The sequence below is a fragment of the Nonomuraea sp. NPDC050680 genome (assembly GCF_040654555.1).
In the GTDB taxonomy this organism is placed as follows: Bacteria; Actinomycetota; Actinomycetes; order Streptosporangiales; family Streptosporangiaceae; genus Nonomuraea.
Genome location: NZ_JBFAIF010000003.1, coordinates 848,420 through 867,695, shown reverse-complemented (window position 1 = coordinate 867,695; position 19,276 = coordinate 848,420). Strand labels below are relative to the sequence as shown.

Annotated in this window: 18 protein-coding genes; 7 read left to right on the top strand and 11 right to left on the bottom strand. The window is 71.2% G+C overall.

Features of this window, described 5'->3' with window-relative positions:
* Window positions 1–18 precede the first annotated feature (18 nt).
* On the bottom strand, window positions 19–1,083 hold the full coding sequence (locus AB0H88_RS15175) for a GNAT family N-acetyltransferase (protein WP_357644573.1): 1,065 nt from the start codon (window positions 1,081–1,083) through the stop codon (window positions 19–21).
* A gap of 89 nt (window positions 1,084–1,172) precedes the next feature.
* Between AB0H88_RS15175 and AB0H88_RS15170 the strand changes: the two genes are divergently transcribed.
* Both AB0H88_RS15170 and AB0H88_RS15165 read left to right on the top strand, forming a co-directional pair.
* The gene (locus tag AB0H88_RS15170) at window positions 1,173–1,466 is read left to right on the top strand and encodes a DUF2795 domain-containing protein (protein WP_357644571.1); all 294 of its coding nucleotides are present in this window, start codon (window positions 1,173–1,175) and stop codon (window positions 1,464–1,466) included.
* Between the two features lie 3 nt (window positions 1,467–1,469).
* Window positions 1,470–2,510, top strand: a complete 1,041-nt coding sequence (locus AB0H88_RS15165) for a Vms1/Ankzf1 family peptidyl-tRNA hydrolase (protein ID WP_357644570.1) — start codon at window positions 1,470–1,472, stop codon at window positions 2,508–2,510.
* On the opposite strand, the gene AB0H88_RS15160 is transcribed toward AB0H88_RS15165, so the two are convergent.
* The 3 genes from AB0H88_RS15160 to AB0H88_RS15150 are packed head-to-tail and all read right to left on the bottom strand — an operon-like array spanning window position 2,497 to window position 5,193.
* A complete protein-coding gene (locus AB0H88_RS15160; protein ID WP_357644568.1) occupies window positions 2,497–3,081 on the bottom strand; it encodes a lactate utilization protein C in 585 nt (194 codons plus the stop codon). The two genes, AB0H88_RS15165 and AB0H88_RS15160, sit on opposite strands and share 14 nt — an antisense overlap.
* Entirely contained in the window at window positions 3,068–4,459 is a 1,392-nt protein-coding gene (locus tag AB0H88_RS15155) for a lactate utilization protein B (RefSeq protein WP_357644566.1), read from the bottom strand. Before AB0H88_RS15155 ends, AB0H88_RS15160 begins: the two co-directional genes overlap by 14 nt.
* On the bottom strand, window positions 4,456–5,193 hold the full coding sequence (locus AB0H88_RS15150; RefSeq protein ID WP_357644564.1) for a (Fe-S)-binding protein: 738 nt from the start codon (window positions 5,191–5,193) through the stop codon (window positions 4,456–4,458). The genes AB0H88_RS15155 and AB0H88_RS15150 overlap by 4 nt, the downstream gene beginning before the upstream one ends.
* A gap of 70 nt (window positions 5,194–5,263) precedes the next feature.
* Here AB0H88_RS15150 and AB0H88_RS15145 point away from each other — a divergent pair, with 70 nt between their 5' ends.
* Entirely contained in the window at window positions 5,264–5,956 is a 693-nt protein-coding gene (locus tag AB0H88_RS15145; RefSeq protein ID WP_357644562.1) for a FadR/GntR family transcriptional regulator, read from the top strand.
* Window positions 5,957–5,962: 6 nt separating this feature from the next.
* On the opposite strand, the gene AB0H88_RS15140 is transcribed toward AB0H88_RS15145, so the two are convergent.
* On the bottom strand, window positions 5,963–6,805 hold the full coding sequence (locus AB0H88_RS15140; RefSeq protein WP_357644560.1) for an NAD(P)H-binding protein: 843 nt from the start codon (window positions 6,803–6,805) through the stop codon (window positions 5,963–5,965).
* Window positions 6,806–6,857: 52 nt separating this feature from the next.
* Between AB0H88_RS15140 and AB0H88_RS15135 the strand changes: the two genes are divergently transcribed.
* Window positions 6,858–7,673: a helix-turn-helix domain-containing protein gene (locus AB0H88_RS15135; RefSeq protein WP_357644558.1), complete on the top strand. Its 816-nt coding sequence runs from the start codon at window positions 6,858–6,860 to the stop codon at window positions 7,671–7,673.
* Here the strand turns inward: AB0H88_RS15135 and AB0H88_RS15130 are convergent.
* Window positions 7,662–9,041: a sulfatase gene (locus AB0H88_RS15130; RefSeq protein WP_357644557.1), complete on the bottom strand. Its 1,380-nt coding sequence runs from the start codon at window positions 9,039–9,041 to the stop codon at window positions 7,662–7,664. The two genes, AB0H88_RS15135 and AB0H88_RS15130, sit on opposite strands and share 12 nt — an antisense overlap.
* A gap of 144 nt (window positions 9,042–9,185) precedes the next feature.
* On the opposite strand from AB0H88_RS15130, the gene AB0H88_RS15125 reads away from it, so the two are divergent.
* Complete coding sequence (locus AB0H88_RS15125; protein WP_357644555.1) at window positions 9,186–10,187, top strand: LLM class F420-dependent oxidoreductase; 1,002 nt, start codon at window positions 9,186–9,188, stop codon at window positions 10,185–10,187.
* Window positions 10,188–10,190: 3 nt separating this feature from the next.
* Here AB0H88_RS15125 and AB0H88_RS15120 read toward each other — a convergent pair whose 3' ends face one another.
* Window positions 10,191–12,143, bottom strand: coding sequence for an FtsX-like permease family protein (locus tag AB0H88_RS15120; protein ID WP_357644553.1), 1,953 nt, complete (start codon window positions 12,141–12,143; stop codon window positions 10,191–10,193).
* Window positions 12,144–12,186: 43 nt separating this feature from the next.
* Complete coding sequence (locus tag AB0H88_RS15115) at window positions 12,187–12,864, bottom strand: ABC transporter ATP-binding protein (protein WP_357644551.1); 678 nt, start codon at window positions 12,862–12,864, stop codon at window positions 12,187–12,189.
* A gap of 175 nt (window positions 12,865–13,039) precedes the next feature.
* On the opposite strand from AB0H88_RS15115, the gene AB0H88_RS15110 reads away from it, so the two are divergent.
* Together AB0H88_RS15110 and AB0H88_RS15105 are read left to right on the top strand one after the other, a co-directional pair.
* On the top strand, window positions 13,040–13,690 hold the full coding sequence (locus tag AB0H88_RS15110) for a response regulator transcription factor (RefSeq protein WP_357644549.1): 651 nt from the start codon (window positions 13,040–13,042) through the stop codon (window positions 13,688–13,690).
* 63 nt (window positions 13,691–13,753) lie between these two features.
* Window positions 13,754–14,482, top strand: a complete 729-nt coding sequence (locus tag AB0H88_RS15105) for a DUF4328 domain-containing protein (protein WP_357644546.1) — start codon at window positions 13,754–13,756, stop codon at window positions 14,480–14,482.
* Between the two features lie 5 nt (window positions 14,483–14,487).
* Here AB0H88_RS15105 and dnaE read toward each other — a convergent pair whose 3' ends face one another.
* The 3 genes from dnaE to AB0H88_RS15090 all read right to left on the bottom strand — a co-directional run bounded on the left by dnaE (window position 14,488) and on the right by AB0H88_RS15090 (window position 19,194).
* The gene (gene dnaE, locus AB0H88_RS15100) at window positions 14,488–18,102 is read right to left on the bottom strand and encodes a DNA polymerase III subunit alpha (protein WP_357644789.1); all 3,615 of its coding nucleotides are present in this window, start codon (window positions 18,100–18,102) and stop codon (window positions 14,488–14,490) included.
* Window positions 18,102–18,368, bottom strand: a complete 267-nt coding sequence (locus AB0H88_RS15095) for a DUF6504 family protein (protein ID WP_357644544.1) — start codon at window positions 18,366–18,368, stop codon at window positions 18,102–18,104. The genes dnaE and AB0H88_RS15095 overlap by 1 nt, the downstream gene beginning before the upstream one ends.
* A gap of 79 nt (window positions 18,369–18,447) precedes the next feature.
* Entirely contained in the window at window positions 18,448–19,194 is a 747-nt protein-coding gene (locus AB0H88_RS15090) for a GntR family transcriptional regulator (RefSeq protein WP_357644542.1), read from the bottom strand.
* Window positions 19,195–19,276: the final 82 nt, after the last annotated feature.

The window sequence follows — 19,276 nt, the reverse complement described above, 5'->3', positions numbered from 1 at the left end:
CTGGACCGGTGAGATCCATCAGGCCAGATCGGATGGCGTGAGACTGTAGACGACCAGGTCACGCCCCTGGAGCGCGTTGCGCGCCACACCCTCCCGGACGAAGCCCGCCTTCTCCGCGACCCGCTGCGAGGCCAGGTTGGTGACCGCCGCCCGCAGTTGCAGCCGCCCGAAGCCCTGCGTGACGAACAGCCAGCGGGCGATCGCCAGCACGGCCTCCCCCGCGTACCCCTGGCCGCGTGCCCAGGGCGCGGTCATGTAACCGACCTCCGCCGACCTGTTGACCCAGTCGGCGTCCCTGAGATCCACGTTCGCCACGAAACGGCCACCGGCCAGCTCCGCCACGGCGTAGGCGATCCCCTGTCCCCTGGTCCGGATCCGCTCGGCGGCGCCGATGAACGCGCGGGCGTCCGCCACCGTGTAGCCGCGCGGCAGCCCGGTCTCGGCCTGGGTGAGCGGGTCGGCGCCCGTGGCCGCCAGGTCCGCCACGTCGGCCTCGGCCGGCGGCCTGAGCAGCAGCCGCCGGGTACGCAGCTCGGTGCGGGGCAGCGTGTCGGACGGGGCGCGGCTGTCGCCGCGCAGCAGGCCGAACATCACCAGATCGTGCGGGCCGTCGTCCTCCATCGCGGCGTCGCGGAGCACGCCTTCCCAGGTGAAGCCCGCTTTCTGGGCGACGCGCAGCGAGGCCAGGTTGTCGAGGTTGGCCGTCAGGTCGATCCTGCGCAGCTCCGTGGTGGCGAACACCCAGTCGACCAGCCCGCGTACGGCTTCGGGTGCGAACCCGCGGCCCCGGTACAGGGGGTGCACGCCGTACCCGACCTCGGTCGTGCCCGCGCCCCACGAGGTCTTGAACAGGCTGATGGCGCCCACGACACGGTCGTCGGCGTCGGCCATCGCCAGGTGCACGCCCTGGCCGGAGCGGCGTAGCTCGTGTACGCCGGACTTGAGCCAGTGCGCGATGCCCGACGCCTTGCCGGGGGTGCCGGGCGGCAGGAACTGCGCACCGGACTGCACGATCGAGCGGATCCGGTCGGCGTCTGAGATGCCGAAGGGCCGGAGCACGAGCCGCGCGGTGGTGATTCTCACACCGGGATCGAACACCCTCGGCAGGGTACACAGCCGCGATGTTTGCCCATGAAAGCGGGGGTAGGTCGCCCTAGAGAGGAGTGACCACCATGGAATGTGGCAGCGCCGAACACGGCCCCCGCCTTGACGAGGAGCGCAAGCACGAGACGGAAGGCATGGTCCGGGGCGGCGGCCCCACACACACCGAGGGCGCCGAGCTCTTCGAATGGGTCAATGACACCTCTTTCCCCTCATCCAGGGAGGACCTGCTGCGGCACGCCGAACACCGGCACGCGCCCGATGAGGTGCTGGAGCTCCTGCACTCGCTCCCGGAGCGGCAATACCACACCCTCGGGCAGGCCACGGAGGCGCTCGGGCTCAGCATGGAGAGGCGGAGGTGGTGAGCGGTGCGGCTCGACTTCATCCGGCCGCTCTATGAGCGCCGCGGGCCGTACGCCTCGGTCTATCTGAGCGCACTCGACAGGCGAGAGCGCGAGAAGAACTGGCGCGGGCTGCGCGCCCAGCTCCGCGGCGAGGTGGATCCGGACACGCTCGATGCTCTGGAAGCGGAGGCGGAAGCGGAAGCGGAAGCGGAAGCGGCGGGGTCGGTGGCCGGGCGGGTGATGTTCGCCACCCACGGCGACGTGGTGCTGGCGGAGACGCTCGCCGAGGTGCCGGAGCTGGCCGCCTACAGCCCGCTGCCGCTGGTCACGCCCATGCTGATGCTGCGCGGAGAGAACGTGCCGCACCTGCGGGCCATCGTGGACCACGCGGGAACCGAGCTGACCGTCTTCGGCAGCGGCTCCCCCCGCCGGGCCACCGTGGCGGCCGCCCCGTGGCCGCTGCACAGGACCAGCTGGGGCGGCTGGTCACACCAGCGGTACGAACGCGACATGGAGGAGGCGTGGGAGGAGAGCGCGAACGCCGTCGCGCACGAGATCGACGAGCAGGTCCGGCGGCTCGGCCTCGAACTGGTCGTGGTGGCCGGCGACCCGAAGTCGCGTTCGCTGCTCTGCGATCATCTCGGTACGAAGTCCGTGGACCGCGTGCTGATGGTCGAACACGGCAGCCGCGCCGACCACGAGCAGTTCGAACGAGACGTGGAGACCGCGCTCGACTCCTACCTCGACCGCCGGCGGGCGGAGCTGCTCGACCGCTACCGGGAGACCGGCGGACCCACCGGGCTGGCCGAGGTCGCGCACGCCCTGCGGGAGGGCAGGGTGCACGCGGTGCTGATGCCGGGCAAGGTGGCCAAGCCCATGTGGATCGGCGGCGGAGGCGGCACGCAGCTGGCCACCGCCCCCCAGGAGCTACGCGGCTGGGGGGTGGACGATCCGGTGCCGGAGCGCGCGGACTCCGCGTTGGCCAGGGCCGCGACCATGACGGACGCCGAGCTGTGGTTCAGCCCGGAGATCTCGGACGCGGCGGCGGTCATCAGGTACCTATGATCACTTCCAGCGTCCGCGGCCCGTGTACGCCCTCGACCCGGTTGAGCTCGATGTCGCTGGTGGCCGACGGGCCGCTGATCCAGGTCAGGGGGCGGACCGGGTCGAGCCGGGCGACCGCCTCGGGCACGCCGGCCACGATCTGGTCCGCGCGGACCACGCACAGGTGGTAGTCGGGCACCAGGGTCTGCGCCCGGCGACCCTGGCCGGGGCCCGAGTCGAGGACGATCGTGCCGGTCTCGGCGATGGCCACCGCGCAGCCGGTGACGACCCCGTCGGCGGCGTCCAGCTCGGCCACGGAGCCGCCCGCGACGGCGCCGGGCACTTGCCATTCGGTCGGCAGGCCATCGGGCACGACCATCCGGCGGCCGGCCACCAGCTCGGCCACCTTGCCGGGCACCTCGGCCGCGGGCAGCACGTGCACGACGGCGCGGTAGTCGTCCACCCGCTCGGCGAACAGGCCCACGAGGTCATCTACCTGCGCGGTCGTACGGTAGCCGCGCGGGATCGCCACCTCGGGGGCGCCTGCCACCGCTCGGCGGACCCTGGCCAGGATCTCGTCACGCGCGCTCATTCCGCTCCCACCAGTCTCTGAATGATTCTTCCGGAATCTCCGGCAGGTCCCGGGTGTCGGTCCAGGCCGACAGGGGGCCCGGCAGGCGTTTCGGCACCACCTTGCGGAAGCGGGTGGCCAGGCGTTGCGCCTTCGCCAGCCGTACCTCGTCGTTGAGTATCCAGCCCGCGACGCGCATGCCCGCCCGCTCGGCCGGCGCGTGGCGGACCTTGGCGCGCAGGTCCACGAGCACCTCGGGGATGTCGATCGCGACCGGGCACACCTCGTAGCAGGCGCCGCAGAGGCTGGAGGCGTACGGCAGCGAGGCGTCCAGCTCCGACGACATGCCCCTGAGCTGCGGGGTGAGGATCGCGCCGATCGGGCCCGGGTAGACCGAGCCGTAGGCGTGGCCGCCCGCGCGTTCGTAGACCGGGCAGACGTTCAGGCAGGCCGAGCAGCGGATGCAGCGCAGCGCCTGGCGGCCCACCTCGTCGGCGAGCACGTTCGTGCGGCCGTTGTCGAGCAGCACCAGGTGGAAGTCCTGGCCCTCGGCCGAGCCGGTCCACATGCTGGTGTAGGGGTTCATGCGCTCGCCGGTGGAGCTGCGCGGCAGCAGTTGCAGGAAGACCTCGAGGTCGCGCCAGGAGGGCAGGAGCTTCTCGATGCCGACCACGCTGATCAGGGTCTCCGGCAAGGTGAGGCACATCCGGCCGTTGCCCTCGGACTCCAGCACCACCAGCGTGCCGGTCTCGGCGATCATGAAGTTGGCGCCCGAGACGGCGACCTTGCTCTTGAGGAAGCGTTCGCGGAGGTGCAGCCGGGCGGCCTCGGCCAGCGCGCGCGGCTCGTCGGTGAGGTCCGCCGGGACCGGGCGCATCTTGTCGAGGAAGATCTCGCGGATCTCGGCCCGGTTGCGGTGGATCGCGGGCACCAGGATGTGGCTCGGGAAGTCGTCGCCGAGCTGCACGATCAGCTCGGCCAGGTCGGTCTCGTAGGCGGTGATGCCCTGCGCGGCCAGCGCCTCGTTGAGGCCGATCTCCTGGGTGGCCATCGACTTGACCTTGACCACCTCGCTCTCGCCCGTGGCCTGGACGAGCCGGGTGACGATGCGGTTGGCCTCGTCGGCGTCGCGGGCCCAGTGGACGTGGCCGCCCGCCCTGGTCACGGCCTCCTCCAGCTGGAGGAGGTAGCGGTCGAGGTGGCGCAGGGTGTCGTCCTTGATCGCCTTGCCGGCGGCGCGGAGCTCCTGCCAGTCGGGGAGCTCGCCGACGACGTTCGCGCGCTTGCCGCGGATGGTGTGCGTGGCCTTGCGGAGGTTGTAGCGAAGCTGAGAGTTCTGTACGGCCTCCGCCGCATTTTGCGGGAAATTTCCTGGCATGCCGAGGAATGTTGCGCTCATTGGGCACCGCCCTCTTCGGTGGAGGCGAGGATCTCGGCGAGATGCATGACCCGGACACCGGTCCGCTGACGGCCGAGCGTGCCGCCGATGTGCATCAAGCACGAGTTGTCGGCCGCGCACAGCACCTCCGCGCCCGTGTCGAGCACGCTGCGCGCCTTGTCGGCGCCCATGGCGGCGGAGACGGCCGGGTTCTTGACCGAGAACGTGCCGCCGAAGCCGCAGCACTCCTCCGCCCCCGGGAGCGGGACCAGCTCCAGGCCCCGGACGTTCTGGAGGAGCCTGGTCGGACGGTCACCGAGGTGGAGCCCGCGCAGCGAATGACACGTCGGGTGATATGTCACCCGGTGCGGGAAATATGCGCCTACGTCGTCGACTTTGAGGACGTCGAGCAGGAACTCGGACAGCTCGTAGACCTTGGGCGCGACCTCGGCGATCGCCGCCGCTCCCCTGCTCCCCTGCCGCACCAGCTTGGGATACTGCTCGCGCACCATGGCGGCGCACGATCCGGACGGCGCGACGACCGCGTCGTAACCGGCGAACACCTCGGTGAAACGGCGCGCCAGCCGTACGCCCTCGTCGCGGTAGCCGGTGTTGACGTGCATCTGGCCGCAGCACGTCTGGGCGGCGGGAAAGTCCACCTCACAGCCGAGCCTGCGCAGGAGCGACACGACGGCCTTGCCGGTGCCGGGGAAGAGCGTGTCGTTCACGCACGTGATGAACAGGGCGACTCGCACGGCTCTCCTTCCGATGTATGGTCTGACCACAGTATGGTCAGACCATATCGAAGCCGCGCGCAGGAGGACAATGGTGGCCGACTGGCAACCCGTCCGGCGGACCCGTACGTTCGAGGACGTCATCGCACAGATCGAACGGCGCATCGCCGAGGACGGTCTCAAGGCGGGCGACAGGCTGCCCGCCGAGCGCAGCCTCGCCGAGCAGCTGGGGGTCAGCCGCTCGTCGGTGCGGGAGGCCATGCGCGTGCTGGAGACGCTCGGCGTGGTGTCGTCGCAGGTGGGGCGGGGGCCTGATGCCGGGGCGGTGCTGACCTCCCGCCCCGACACGGCGCTCACCGATCTGCTCAGGCTGCATCTGGGACTGGCCAGCCTGGAACTGCGCGAGGTGATCGACACCCGGCTGATGATCGAACGCTGGGCGGCGGCCCGCGCGGCCTCGGCCGGGTCCGACACCTCCGGCCTCGCCACGGCCCTGGCGGGCATGGACGCGGCGACGTCGGCCGAGGAGTTCGTCGAGCACGACACCGCCTTCCACTGCGCGCTGGCCGACGCGTCCGGGAACCGGCTGATCGCGGCCATCATGCGGTCGCTGCGCGACTCGATGAGGCGCTACGCGGTGGAGGCGGTGACGCGGCTCGGCGACACGTCCGTGCTGCGGGCCGACCACGAACGCATCCTCGCGGCCGTACGGGCGGGCGATCCCGACGAGGCCGCGAACGCGGTCGCCGAGCACCTGGCCCACGCCTACCCCTCGTTGAGCTGAGAGCCCTTAGCTGAAGGCGGCTCGGTGGTCCCGGACCCAGGACTCGTAAGAGGTGGCCGGGCGGCCCAGCACCGACTGGACGCCGTCCGAGAGATGCGGCCAGCCCACCTCCTTGAGCATGCTCCAGCCCGTGGCCGCGACGGCGACCAGGCTGGGATCGGCGCCCGAGGCGAGCATCTGCTCCTTGGCCGCCTCGATGGGGATCTCGGCGGTCTCCAGCGGGCGGCCGAGCACCTTGGCCAGGATCGACACCTGGGCGGGGACGCTGAGCAGGTCCGGGCCCGTGAGGTCGTAGGTGCGCGAGTCGTGCGCGCTCGTCGTGAGAGCGGCCACCGCCACGGCCGCGACGTCACGCGGGTCGATGATGGGCTGCACGCCGTCGCCGGTGAAGTTGGGGATCGGGCCGCCCGACCTGACGGCCTGCGCCCAGCCCAGCGAGTTGGAGGCGAAGCCGGCCGGGCGGAGCACGGTCCACGACATGCCGCTCGCCTTGATGGCCTCCTCACCCGGCACGTGCCACGACCTGACATCGTCGGGGTCGTCGCTGCCGCCCGTGCCGATAGCCGAGAGCTTCACCACCTTCTTGACGCCCGCCGCTCCGGCCGCCTCGATCATGGCCTGGTCGTGCTCCTTCAGCCGCCCGCCGAATCCGGTCAGCAGGAGGGCGGCCGACACACCCTCGAACGCCCGCCGCAGCGATCGCGGGTCTTCGAAGTCGGCCTGGACGGCTTCGCCGCCGGGCGAGCGGGACAGGTCCCGGGTCATCGACCGTATGGTCTCGCCGCCCTCGAGGAGGAGGCGGGCGGTCTGGCTGCCTATGGTGCCCGTGGCACCGGTGATCAGAATCATGTCAGCCAGGCTGACAGCGCGCCTGGCGTCGGTTATAGGAAGAATCGGCACTATGGATGGAGCACTCCTGGGAACCCGGCGGATTCACGTCCGGGAGCCCGACACCACGCCGACGGTGGCCTTCCGCACGGTGGACGGGGCTGGGCGCCTGTACGTGCTGGGGCCGCGTACGCGGGCGTCGTACCTGATGCCCAAGGACGTGCCGCACTGCGTCACGGTACGGCTGCGCCCGGAGACCGCCCGGCCGCTGCTCGGGGTGCCGCTGAGCGAGCTCGTGGACCAGGTCGTCCCGCTCCGGGATCTTTGGGGGGTACGGGCGGACCGGCTGGCCGAAGAGCTGACGGGCATGGTGCCGGAAAGCGACTGGGCCGAGCAGGTGATGACGCGTCTGGAGGCGGCGTTCCGTGACCGGCTGGCCGCGCAGTCGTCCGCCGACCTGGACCGCGCCGGCCTGGTGGGCGCGGCGGCGGCGCTGCTCTCCGCCGAGGCGGCGCTGGAGCCTGCCGGTCTGGTGGGCGCGGCGGCGTTGCGCTCGGCCGAGGCGGCGCTGGACCGCGATGACCTGGTGGGCGTCGCGGCGGCCCCCGCGGTGGTCGCGGTGGCCAGGGAGCTGGGGGTGAGCGAGCGGCATCTGCGCAACCTGTTCACGGGCGGCGTCGGTGTCCCGCCCAAGCGGTTCGCCCGGATCAGCCGGGTCCGTGGCGTGCTGGCCAGGGTGTGTCGCCAAGAGGGCGCGTCCCTGGCCGCCGACGCGGGCTACTACGACCAGTCGCACATGACGGCGGAGTTCCGCGAGGTGATGGGCGTGCCCCCGAGCGCCTATCGGGCGGGCCGCCTGCCGGCCCCCGCCGCCTGCTCAGCCGGCTGAGTCGGCTTCCAGGCATTCGGCGCCCGAGCAGGCGTGCATCCTCGACAGCCGTTCCTGGAGCCCCAGCACCAGTCCTGGGTCCGCGAAACGGGCGAGGTTGTGCAGTTCATACGGATCTCGGGTGAGGTCGTACAGCTGTATCTCGCCGGTGGCGTACCTCACGTAGGTGTGCGTCTCCGTACGCAGTGCCTCATAGGCGGGCACCGGCGTCTGCGCGGCCGACGACCGGTTGGCCGGCCGGTTGAACTCGATCAGCACATTCCGTCGCCATGGCGACGGCCGCTTGCCCTGCAACAGCGGCACCAGCGACCGCCCTTCGGCGAACGGCGGCACCGCCGCCCCGCCGAGCGCGGCGAACGTGGGCGCCAGATCCACCGTCGCGGTCATCTCGTTGATCGTCGAGCCCGGCTCGATGCCCGGCCCGCGCACCACCAGAGGGACGTGGATGGCCTCCTCGAACGGGGTGGTCTTGCCCTGAGGAAGGCGATGCGTCCCCAGGTGGAAGCCGTTGTCGGAGGTGAAGAAGATGTAGGTGTTGTCGAGCTTGCCGGAGTCGCGGAGGGCGGTGATCACCGAGTTGACGAGATCGTCGACGCCGAGCATGGCCCGCAGCCTCCTGCGGTAGCGCTCGTCGACCTGGTCGATGCCCGCCGGTGAGATCAGTGGCCGCGATCGCAGCCACTCCGGCTCCTCCGACACGTCCGCCTGATTGAAGGACGGCGTGCGCGGCGCCTGCGACCAGGGGAACGCGTCCATGTTGCGGACTGCGGGATTGGTCGGATTGTGTGGCGCGATGGGGGCGAGATAGAGGAAGAACGGATCCGAGCTGGCGGTGATGAAATTTCTGGCCTTGCCCGCCAGCACGTCGGACAGGTAGTCCTGCTCGCCCCAGCCGTAGTCGACGAGGTTGCCGTTCTCGTTGAGGCGGTAGCCGTACTCCTGATAGAGGTTGCGCACGGGCACGTCCCACTCGTGCCAGCCGGGCGGCACGTACGTCTGAGTGGCGGTGTCGCCCGGATAGTGGTTGAGGAACTTGCCCATCAGCGCCGTGCGGTAGCCGACCTGCTGCATCCAGGTGCCGATCGTGGACTGTTCCAGACCCAGGGTGTGGAAGCGGTCGAAGCCGCCTTCCGGTGCGGTATTGGTCAGCACGCCATGGCTGTGGACGTACTGGGAGCGCAGGATCGTCGTGCGCGACGGGCAGCACCAGGAGTTGGACACGAAGAACCGGTCGAACGAGGCGCCCTGCTGCACCAGCTGCTGATCTATCGCGGGAAAGTAGGAGAGCGCCCCGTACTCCAGGTCGTCCGCCATCACCATGACGATGTTCGGCCGGCTCTCCCCGGAGGCCTCCGCCGGACGGATCACGGGCAACGCGCCTGCCGAGAGAAACAGCAGCGCGCAAGCGAGTCGACACAGAACGTTAACCACGAGGGTGATTTCCCCGGAAGATCATGCATTGACACCCGGCTCCGCTGCGGCCGTAATAGAACTAAATTCCGGAGGTGTCACATGAAGCTCGGCTTGCAGCTCGGCTACTGGCAGCGCAACGCGGACGACGCGACCGAAACTGTCCTGACGGCCGAGCGGCTCGGCTATGACTCGATATGGACCGCCGAGGCGTACGGCAGCGACGTCTTCACGCCGCTGGCCTGGTACGGCGCGCGGACCTCGCGCATCAAGCTCGGCACGTCGATCGCCCAGATGTCGGCCAGGCCGCCGGTCACCACGGCGATGACGGCGATGACGCTCGACCATCTCACGGGCGGGCGGCTGCTGCTCGGCATCGGCGCCTCGGGACCCCAGGTGGTCGAGGGCTGGTACGGCCAGCCGTTCGCCAAGCCGCTGACCAGGACCCGCGAGTACGTCGACATCATGCGCCAGGTCTGGCGCCGCGAGGAGCCGGTGACCAGCGACGGACCGCACTACCCGCTCCCCCTGGCGGACGGGCTGGGCAAGCCGCTCAAGCTCATCACCCACCCGCTGCGGCCCGACATCCCCCTCTACCTCGGGGCGGAAGGGCCCAAGAACGTGGCACTGGCCGCCGAGCTCGGCCAGGGCTGGCTGCCGCTGTTCGCCTTTCCGTCCAAGATCGAGGAGATGTACGGCGAGGCGCTGTCGGGCGCCGCGCCGGGCTTCGACGTGGCGGCCATGGTCATGGTGGTGATCTCGGACGACGTACGGGCCGCGCTCGACGGCGTGAAGATGATGCTCACCCTGTACATCGGCGGCATGGGCGCCAAGCACCGCAACTTCCACGCCGACATCATCGGCCGGATGGGGTTCGCCGAGGCCGCCGAGCGCATCCAGGCGCTGTACCTGGCCGGGAAGAAGGATGAGGCGTTCCAGGCGATCCCGGACGAGCTGGCCGACGGCATCTCGCTCGTCGGGCCGCCCGGACGGATCAAGGAACGCCTCGAACTCTGGCGCCAGAGCCCGGTCACCAGCCTGCTGGTGATGGGGCCTCGGGACGAGCGGTCGCTGACGATCATCCGCGACCTGGTCCTGAACTGACGGCTAGTCGGGGCGCGGGGCCGGGTCGGTGGTGACCGAGTTGAGGAGCGGTCTGCTCAGCGCCCCCGCCCCGATCACCCCGGCGAAGCCGAGCCCGACGCAGACAAGCAGCGTGATCACCCCGGTCGAGTTCACCGCGCCGATCATGAAGGGCGTCGCGCAGAACGCGCCGATCAGGATCGCGCCGCCGCCCATCACGGTGAGCGGGATGAGCGTCTCGGCCCTGCGTGCCTTGTCGAGCACCTCCAGCGGCGTGCCCGCCAGGCGCAGCAGCCCGTACGTCTGGCGGCGGTCGAGGATCGACGACGCGGCCGTGATCCCGGCGCTGGCGATGGCGACCAGGAACGACACCGACAGCACGACCACCGTGCCCGCGCGGATGTCGGCCAGGATCTGGACGCCGAAGTGCCCGTCGTCGGCGTCCGTGGTGGGCGTGTGCCCGGGAACCAGCCCGGCCAGCGCCGTACGGGCCCGGTCGATGGTCGCGGCGTCGGCCGAGGTGCCGAGGGCGACGGCGACGACCTTCTTCACCGGCTTCACCGTGGCCGTGATTCCCGCCTGCTTCAACCGGGTACGCGCCTGCTCGGCCACGGAGGCCGTCTGATCCGCCGGGACGGCGATCCGGAGCTGCCCCGTAACGGCGCTGCTGTTGAAGACGCCCGGACTGAGCAGGCACAGGAACCCGGCGACGAAGCCGGTCATGGCCACACCGCTCACCGTGCGCCACGCGGAGCGCGGATCGTCCACCAGCCGCCGGCCCGCCAGCAGCCGGGCGGGCCGGTTCGCCCGCCTGGCCGTGACGCGTCCGATGACCCCGACCACCCACGGGCCGACCAGGTTGACGCAGAGGAAGGCCAGGCCGATCACCACCGCGATGGGACCCACCGCGGAGCCACGGCTCAGCAGTGGAACGGCGGCGAGCACCGCGAGCAGGGCGACGACCCTGACGAAGCGCATCGCGGGGGGCGTCTCCCGTTTGGCCACCCCGAGCGGGCTGACCACGACCCGCCGCAGCCCCACCACGGCCGAGAGCCCCACCAGCAGCGGGACCGCGACCAGCAGCCCGCCCAGGACCAGCGGGCTCGGCCACAGGTCGGAGACGAACCACGGCCCGCCGCCGATCTGGATCCCGGCCAGCAGCGGCGCCGCCAGGGCGTAGGCGAGCGTGCCCGTGACCGCCCCCGCGAGGGCCACGATCATCGCCTCGGCCACGGTCATCCCGACCACCTGGCCGGGCGTGGCGCCGACCAGCCTGAGCGTGGCCAGGCGCTGGTCCCTCCTGGCCACGGTGAGCCGGGCCGCCGCACCCCCGAACACGAGCAGCGGCACGACCATCAGCACCCCGGCGATGAGCGCCAGCACCTGGTAGGCCTCGGCGTCCTCCGTCGGCTCCCCCGCCAGGCTCGCCACCTTCACCGGGGGTTTGCCGATGATCCAGTCATCGCTGCGCCGCGTGGTCAGCTCGGGCGCGTCCGGCTGGTGGCCGACGACCGCGACCAGCTCGCCCGGATAGAGCAGCGCCTCCTCGCCGAGCACGCCCTTGGTGCCCGGGAAGCGGGCGGCGAGCTGGTCCGCCGGCAGCTGCTCGGCCAGCTCTTTCAGCGCCGGGGAGAGCCAGGCCTCGCCGGGCGCGGGGAAGCGGGCCAGGCCGGGCGGCGGCGCGGGCGTCTCCGCGCCGAGCGCCGCCAGGTCGACGACGGTGATGTCCTTGTCGCGAACGAAGTCATGACGGGACGCCTCGATCGCCACGGCCTTGCCCTTTTCCTGAACGCCCGTGGTCGCGACCGGGTTGCGCCAGGCGCTCCGGTCTGCCCTGGCCTCGAAGGCGTAGTTGGCGGCCACCGCGAACAGCAGCAGCGCCATGGAGACGGCCACGGCCCCCAGGGTCAGCCAGGTGCCCAGCAGACCCTTGCGCCCGCCACCCTTGAGCAGCCGCCAGGTCAGATCCAGGTTCACGCGCGTACCCCGTCCTTGAGCAGCCGCCAGGTCAAGTCCAGGTTCACGCGCGTACCCCGCCCGCGAGCAGGTGGCCGTCGCGGACCTCGACCGTGCGGTCGCACCAGCCGGCCACGTTGGGGTCGTGGGTCACCACGATCAGGCAGGCGTCGTTGTGCTTGGTCGCCTCGACCAGCAGCCGCATCGTCTCCTGGCCGGTCGTCTGGTCGAGCGCGCCGGTCGGCTCGTCGGCGAAGACCACCGCGGGCTTGGTGACCAGCGCCCTGGCGATGGCGACGCGCTGCGCCTGGCCGCCCGACAGCTCGCCGGGCCGCCGGGTCTCCATGCCGTGCAGGCCGAGAGGTCCGAACCAGTCGCGGGCCTGCCGTACGGCCTGCGCCCTCGGTACGTCGCCGAGCATGAGCGGCAGGGCCACGTTCTCCTCGGCGGGCAGCTCGGGCAGGAGCTGGCCGAACTGGAAGACGAAGCCGAAGCGGGTGCGGCGCAGCGCGCTGCGGCCGCGTTCGCGCATGTTGTCGATGCGCTGGCCGAGCAGGTGCACCTCGCCGGAGTCGGGCTTCATGATGCCGGCCAGGCAGTGCAGCAGGGTTGATTTGCCGGAGCCGCTGGGGCCCATGATCGCCACGGCCTCTCCGGCCCGGACCGCGAGGTCCACTCCGCCCAGGGCCACCGTCTGCCCGAACCGCTTGGCCAGGGCTCGTCCAACAAGCACGTCGTTCATGGTGTCGAGCCTCTCGCCGGGGAGGGGTCCGGCGGATCAGCCGGACGTCCGGTTCCCCATCGGCCGAACGGCTGATCCCAGAGGGGAGCTGACCCCAGCGTCGCCGGCGCCGGCTGATCCCAGAGGCGAGCTGATCCCAGCGTTGCCGGCGCCGGCTGATTCTAGAGTTGTCGGCGTGACTATTCGCGTGCTCATCGCCGACGATCAACAGCTGGTACGTGCCGGATTTCAGATGATTTTGGATGCGCAACCGGACATGGAGGTCGTGGCCGCGGTCGCCGACGGCGCGGAGGCGGTGTCCGAGGCCCGGCGGCTCAGGCCGGACGTCTGCCTGCTCGACATCCGGATGCCCAAGCTGGACGGCATCGAGGTGACCCGCGCCCTGGCCGGTCCCGGCGTCGAGAACCCCATGCGCGTCGTCATCGTCACCACCTTCGACCTGGACGAGTACGTCTACGGCGCGCTGCGGGCGGGCGCGCTCGGCTTCCTGCTCAAGGACAGCGGGCCCACCCTGCTGATCGAGGCGGTCAAGGCGGCGGCGAGCGGCGACTCGCTGGTGTCGCCCTCGGTGACGGTACGGCTGCTGCAACACCTGGCCCAGCCCAAGGTCCGCGTCCCCGTCCCGCTGACCGACCCGCTGACCGACCGCGAGCTGGACGTCGTACGCCTGGTGGCGCGGGGCCGGACGAACCAGGAAGTGGCCGGCGAGCTGTTTGTCTCACTTTCCACGGTTAAGACCCATCTCGGGAGCATCCAACGGAAGCTCCGTGTCCGCAATCGGGTGGGAATCGCGGCTTGGGCGTGGGAATCCGGTGTCGTCGGCTGATTAATGGCCCCAGCTGATTAACAAGGAGCCTGACGGGATAGAAGTGAAGCAGAACCTCAGCGCATGGCCCGGGGGGAGAACAACGTGCGCTACGCCCAGGCACCGCCCACTAGGGCCGCTTCTGTCGTCTACGTGACCCTTGCCGCACAGGTCCTTTCCCTGGGCGCTCTCGTGATCTTCGAACAGGCCCGCGGCCGCCGCCTCGCCACCCAGCTCGCGGCGTTCGGTGGCCGCCCGCACGGCGCCGACGCCCAGGCGGTGGTCGGGGCCGTGACGGTGTTCGCGGTGCTGATGATGCTGGTCGCGGCCACGGCGATCGCCGCCGCCGCGGCCTACGTCACCTGGCTCGTCCGGGCCCGGCAGGCCAACGACCGCTCGGCCCCCACGGGCCCGGTGGCCGCCGCCTGGCTGATCCCCGGCGTCAACCTGGTCGCGCCGCCGCTCCTGCTGAACGAGGTGTGGCGCGGCGCCGGCCCGCCCGACGACCGGCGGCCCCGCCGGCTCGCCCTGCTGGCCGCCTGGTGGCTGTCCTGGCTCGCCATGCTCGCCCTGGTGACGATCCGCCTCCCGCTCGGCTCCTCGTCGGGCGACCTGACGGGCATCGGCCTCCCGGAGCTCGCCTGCGCGACGGTGTCCGCCCTCCTGTGCGCGGCCACGGTCCGCGACATCACCCGTATCCAGTGTTCCAGGTCCAGCGCCAGGGGCCGGGCCCGCCTCCGCAAGGCGGGCACGGTCACCCGGCTCCCCCAGCCGGCCCCCGAAACCACCACCCCGCTCGAACAGACGGGTTAGCGAAGTCACGCCGCGCTTGGGCCCGAGCTCCCCTGGCTGGCGTGCCAGAGGCGACGGGTGGGCGGCGCGACCACCGGCCCCAGGTCCGCGTACGGGGACAGGCGGAAGCCGTTGGCGTACTCGATGCGGCGCCCGCCGACCCCGGCCGCATCCTCGGGAGCCTGGTCGAGCATCGCTCTGACCGCCTCGATCCCGCTCGATCGCCACAAGGCGTCGAGGTCGACCAGGTTCCAGCAGTCCACCGCGCGCATCGAGATCGCCCGCGTCCCCGTACGGCGGACCACGCCCCGCGCCACCATGAGCCACGACCCGAACACCGTCGCCGCGCACCGCCCCTGCACCGACTCGAAGAACGTCAGGTCGATCGGCCCCGTCGAGTCGTCCAGCGTGGTGAAGATGACGCGCTGTCCCGAGCGTACGGCGGGCGTCTGGGTGGCCACCTTGACCCCGGCGACCAGCACCTCGGCCCCGTTGCGCTGGGTCAGCAGGTCCTTGGAGCGCACCACCCCGATCGCGTCGAGCAGCTCGTCGTGGAAGCTGATGACGTGGCGGCTGATGTCGATGCCGAGGATCTCCAGCTCGGCCTCCACCATCTCGGTCTCGGTCATCTCGGGCAGTTCGCCGGGCGCGATGTGCTCGGCGAAGCCCAGTGGGAGCTGTACCGCCGCCTCCTCGGGCCGGACGGCAGGACGGGCGGCGGGCGGGGTGTAGCGCTTGGACTTCGCGGTGGACGGCTTGACGCCCGAGGTGGAGGCCCGTTCGAGGACGCCGACCTGGGCGATCAGATCGCGGCGGGTCAGCCGTCCCGGCCGCCAGCGCGCCCCGCCCGGATGCAGGTCGTGCAGGTCGTCGAGGCCGCCCACCTGGACGATCCGCTCGATGACCGGCCGCGACGGGCGGGCGCGGTCCCAGAAGTCGGCGAGCGACGTGTACGGCTGACCGGCCACCATGCGCCCCACCTCCGCCTCGCTCACCCCCTTGATCGCGGAGAACGGCACGCGCAGCGCGTAGCCCTTCCCGATCTCCCCGATCCGGAAGTCACCCGGCTCGATCCTGAGCCGCACCCGTGGGCCGAGCCGCTCCACGCGCCAGTCCTTGCCGGACCTGTTCACGTCGAGCGGCAGGATCTCGACCCCGCACTGCCGCGCCTCGTCGATGATCACGCGTTGCGGGTACATGCCGGGCTCATGCGTGAGCACCCCGGCGAAGAACGCGGCCGCGTGGTGCCGCTTGAGCCAGGCCGACTGGTAGGTGGGCAGCGCGAACGCCGCCGCGTGCGCCTTGCAGAACCCGAACGCGCCGAACGCGTCGAGCACCTTCCACGCCTTGTCCACCGCCGCGTCGCCGAACCCGTTCGACCTGGCCAGCGGCACGAAGTGCTTCCGTACCCGCTCGCGCCCCTCCGGCGAGGCCAGCGTGCGCCGCAGCGACTCGGCGAACGACAGGTCGCGGCCCGTCATCACCTCGATGATCTTGAGTACCTGCTCGTGGAAGACCACGACGCCGTGCGTCTCCTTCAGCGCGCCGCGCAACCGCTCGTGCGGATAGTGCGGCTTGCGCCACCCATGTCTGGCCTCCAGATAGGGCGTGACCATGTCGGAGTTCACCGGTCCCGGCCTGAACAGCGAGATGTCCACGATCAGGTCGTGCATCTTGCGCGGCTCCAGCTTGGCGACCAGCTCGCGCTGGCCGGGCGACTCGATCTGGAAGCAGCCGAGCGTACGGCTGGCGCAGATCATGTCGTAGGTGGCCTGGTCATCGTGGGGGACGTACTCGACGCCTGGCTCCGAGCCGTGCTGCGTGTCGAGCTCGACCACGACGTCGTCCACCCGCTGGATCTCGCTCAGCGTGTAGGCCATCGCCGACTGCATCCGTACGCCCAGCACGTCGAGCTTGAGCAGCCCGGCCTCCTCCACGTCGTCCTTGTCGAACTGCGACATCGGGAACTCCAGCAGGCTCCGCTCCACCGGCGTCCTGTCGCGCAGCCCCGCGTTGCCGATGAGCACCCCGCACGGGTGCAGCGCGATGTGCCTGGGCAGCCCGTCGAGCCGCTCCGCCAGCCGGAACACCCGCTCCAGCCCGGCCTCGCCGAGCCGGCTGTCGCGCAGCTCGGGCAGGTCGTTCAGCGACGCGGTGATCTGCTTGGCCCTGATGTGCGGGAACGCCTTGGCGATCGCGTCGATCTCGTACGGCGGCAGCCCCATGGCCCCCGCCACGTCCCGGATCGCGCTGCGCGCCCGGTAGGTCTCCATCATCGAGACGCAGGCCACCCGCGACTCGCCGTACCTGTCGAAGATGGCCCTGTAGCAGTCGAGCCGGCGCGCGGACTCCACGTCCACGTCGATGTCGGGCAGCCCGATGCGGCCGTCGGACAGGAAGCGCTCCATGAGCAGGCCGTGTTCGAGCGGGTTCACCTCGCCGATGCCGATGAGGTAGTTGACCAGGCTGCCCGCTCCCGAGCCGCGGATCGCGCAGCGGATGCCCATGCCACGGATCATGTCGGTGATGCCAGCCACGGCTATGAAATATCCGGACAGACGTTTCCGCTCGATGACGTCCATCTCGGCCCGCAGGCGGTCCCTGGCGTCGCCCGAGCGGTCCAGCCCGCGCGAGCTCAGCCCGTCCTCGACGCGGTGGCGCAGCAGCGGCACCGGGTCGCGGCCGACCTCGGGCAGGTGCAGGTTCGGCGGGTCGTGCTTCAGCGCGAGCAGGTCGACCGGGTCGATCGCGCACGCCTCGGCCAGCGCGCGGGTGGCGTGCAGGAGGCGGCCGACCCGGTCGGGGTCGGCCCCGCAGATCTTGGCCGCCACCTGCCGCATCTCCTTGGTGCCCTTGAGGTAGGCGTGCGAGGTGGTGCGCTCCAGGTGGCGCGGGTGCAGCGGGACGAGCTGCCGCGCCGCGTCGAGCACGTCGCCCACCTGGTGGTCGGCGGGGTCCAGGTATCTGACGGCATTGGTGAGCACGGCCGGCACGCCCCGGGACTCGGCCAGGGCGAGCATCCGGACGGCGGTGGTGGCGTCGCGGAAGCCGTACTGGTCGACCAGCTCGATCACCACGCCCGGCACGGTGGCCAGCCACAGGTCGAGCAGCGCCCTGGCGTGCTCGTCACGCCGCTCGGCCACAGCGCGGCCCACGTCGGAACGGGGCCCGAGCAGCACCGTCAGCCCGCCCGCGTCCATGGAGGCGATCAGATCGCGCGTCACCTCGGGCGCGCCGCGCTCGCCCGCGTAGTGGGCGGCCGTGACCAGGCGCACCAACGAGGACCAGCCGCCCGCCCTGGCCAGCACCGTGACCCGGTCCTGAGCCCCCGGCCCGGTCCTGGCCCGCTCCCGGCCGCCCGGCCCGGCGCCGGCCCGCTCCCAGCTTCCCGGCCCACTCCTCGGGCTCGGGCGTGCCGCGGAACCCGCCAGCGCGAAGTTGACCCCGAACACCGAGGCGATCCGGGCCTCCGCGCACGCCTGGGCGTGCTTGATCGCGCCGTAGAGACCGTCGCGGTCGGTCAGCGCGAGGATGTCCATCCCGTCCTCGGCCGCCCGGCGCACCAGCGCCCGCGGAAAGGCGGTGCCGTAGCGCATCGAGTAGGCGGAGCTCACGTTCAGGTGAGGGAACGGCGGCGCCATCAGTCCCACGCCCGCAGGAGCAGCCACCCGCCACTGGCGGTGTCGAACCGCAACTCGTAGGACCCGACCTCGCGCCCCGGGCTGGCCTCCACCCGCCAGAACTGCCGCTCACCGGGATCGTTCTCGTCGATCTTCCACCACTCGCGGGCCACCACCCACTGGTCGAGGACCAGGCGGACAAGATAGAGACGATCGCGCCAGACGAACTGGGTCGGCTGCCCGTCCCGGGTCCACACCTCTATCGGATCGCCATAGAGTCTGCTCAAGATGCTTCTCCCCGCGGCTCTGGTGCCTATGCTGAGCCACCCGGGGGAAGGCGGGCGCTTATGTCTCGAACATATGTTCTTACGCCCCGAAACGCAAGTCGCCCGCCTGGCGCACCAGAGGATTGGCGTCGATCGAGTTGCGGATGCTGAAGACCACGCTGCCCGCCCGGTAGCGGTCGTCCGACCACTCCACCGGCCTACCCTCGTGCGTGGTGGTGATGCGGCGCTGGCGCAGCAGCGGGCTGCCGCGTCGCACGCCCAGCAGACGGGCGTCCAGGACGCCCGCGGAGACGGCGTCGATGAGGTGCTCGCCGTAGGCGAAGACCAGCCCGATCGAGTCGTACAGCGCCTCGGTGACCGACTCGCAGCCGGGCGCGAGCCCTTCGACGGCGGCGGCCACCCAGCCCGCGTACACCGTCCGCTCGACCAGGACGGGTTCGCCCTCCAGTGTGCGCAGCCGGAGCACGTCGAGCACCTCGTCGGTGCCGAGCCTGGCCGCCTCGGCGGGGCCGGCCACCCGGCGCTTCTGGGCGATCACCTGACCGCCGTAGCGGTAGCCGTTGGCGCGCGCCCACTGCGCGAAGCTGTGCAGCTCGGCGAAGCTCTGGCTGCGCGCCTTGCCCAGCACGATGCGCCTGGCCCCCTGCCGGGAGCCGACGAGCCCCTCGGCGACCAGCACCGCCACCGCCTGGCGTACGGTGCCGCGGGCGGCGCGGTAGCGCGCGGCCAGCTCCGCCTCCGTGGGCAGTTGCGAGCCGATCGGATGTACGCCGGTGAGTATGTCGTCCCGCAGCTCATCGGCGATCCGTTCATAGCGCGCAACCATCCGCGACCTTTCGCATTCATGAAAGAGCAATCTTCATGGGACTTACTTGTGCTGGCTTGTTTGTACAAGTTCCCTTAGCTTC

Bases quoted from the DNA above. Each gene is read 5' to 3' on its own strand.
- AB0H88_RS15170 (WP_357644571.1), top strand. From the start codon at position 1,173: ATGGAATGTGGCAGCGCCGAACACGGCCCCCGCCTTGACGAGGAGCGC.
- AB0H88_RS15160 (WP_357644568.1), bottom strand. From the start codon at position 3,081: ATGAGCGCGCGTGACGAGATCCTGGCCAGGGTCCGCCGAGCGGTGGCA.
- AB0H88_RS15155 (WP_357644566.1), bottom strand. From the start codon at position 4,459: ATGAGCGCAACATTCCTCGGCATGCCAGGAAATTTCCCGCAAAATGCG.
- AB0H88_RS15145 (WP_357644562.1), top strand. From the start codon at position 5,264: ATGGTGGCCGACTGGCAACCCGTCCGGCGGACCCGTACGTTCGAGGAC.
- AB0H88_RS15140 (WP_357644560.1), bottom strand. From the start codon at position 6,805: ATGATTCTGATCACCGGTGCCACGGGCACCATAGGCAGCCAGACCGCC.
- AB0H88_RS15135 (WP_357644558.1), top strand. From the start codon at position 6,858: ATGGATGGAGCACTCCTGGGAACCCGGCGGATTCACGTCCGGGAGCCC.
- AB0H88_RS15125 (WP_357644555.1), top strand. From the start codon at position 9,186: ATGAAGCTCGGCTTGCAGCTCGGCTACTGGCAGCGCAACGCGGACGAC.
- AB0H88_RS15115 (WP_357644551.1), bottom strand. From the start codon at position 12,864: ATGAACGACGTGCTTGTTGGACGAGCCCTGGCCAAGCGGTTCGGGCAG.
- AB0H88_RS15105 (WP_357644546.1), top strand. From the start codon at position 13,754: ATGGCCCGGGGGGAGAACAACGTGCGCTACGCCCAGGCACCGCCCACT.
- dnaE (WP_357644789.1), bottom strand. From the start codon at position 18,102: ATGGCGCCGCCGTTCCCTCACCTGAACGTGAGCTCCGCCTACTCGATG.
- AB0H88_RS15090 (WP_357644542.1), bottom strand. From the start codon at position 19,194: ATGGTTGCGCGCTATGAACGGATCGCCGATGAGCTGCGGGACGACATA.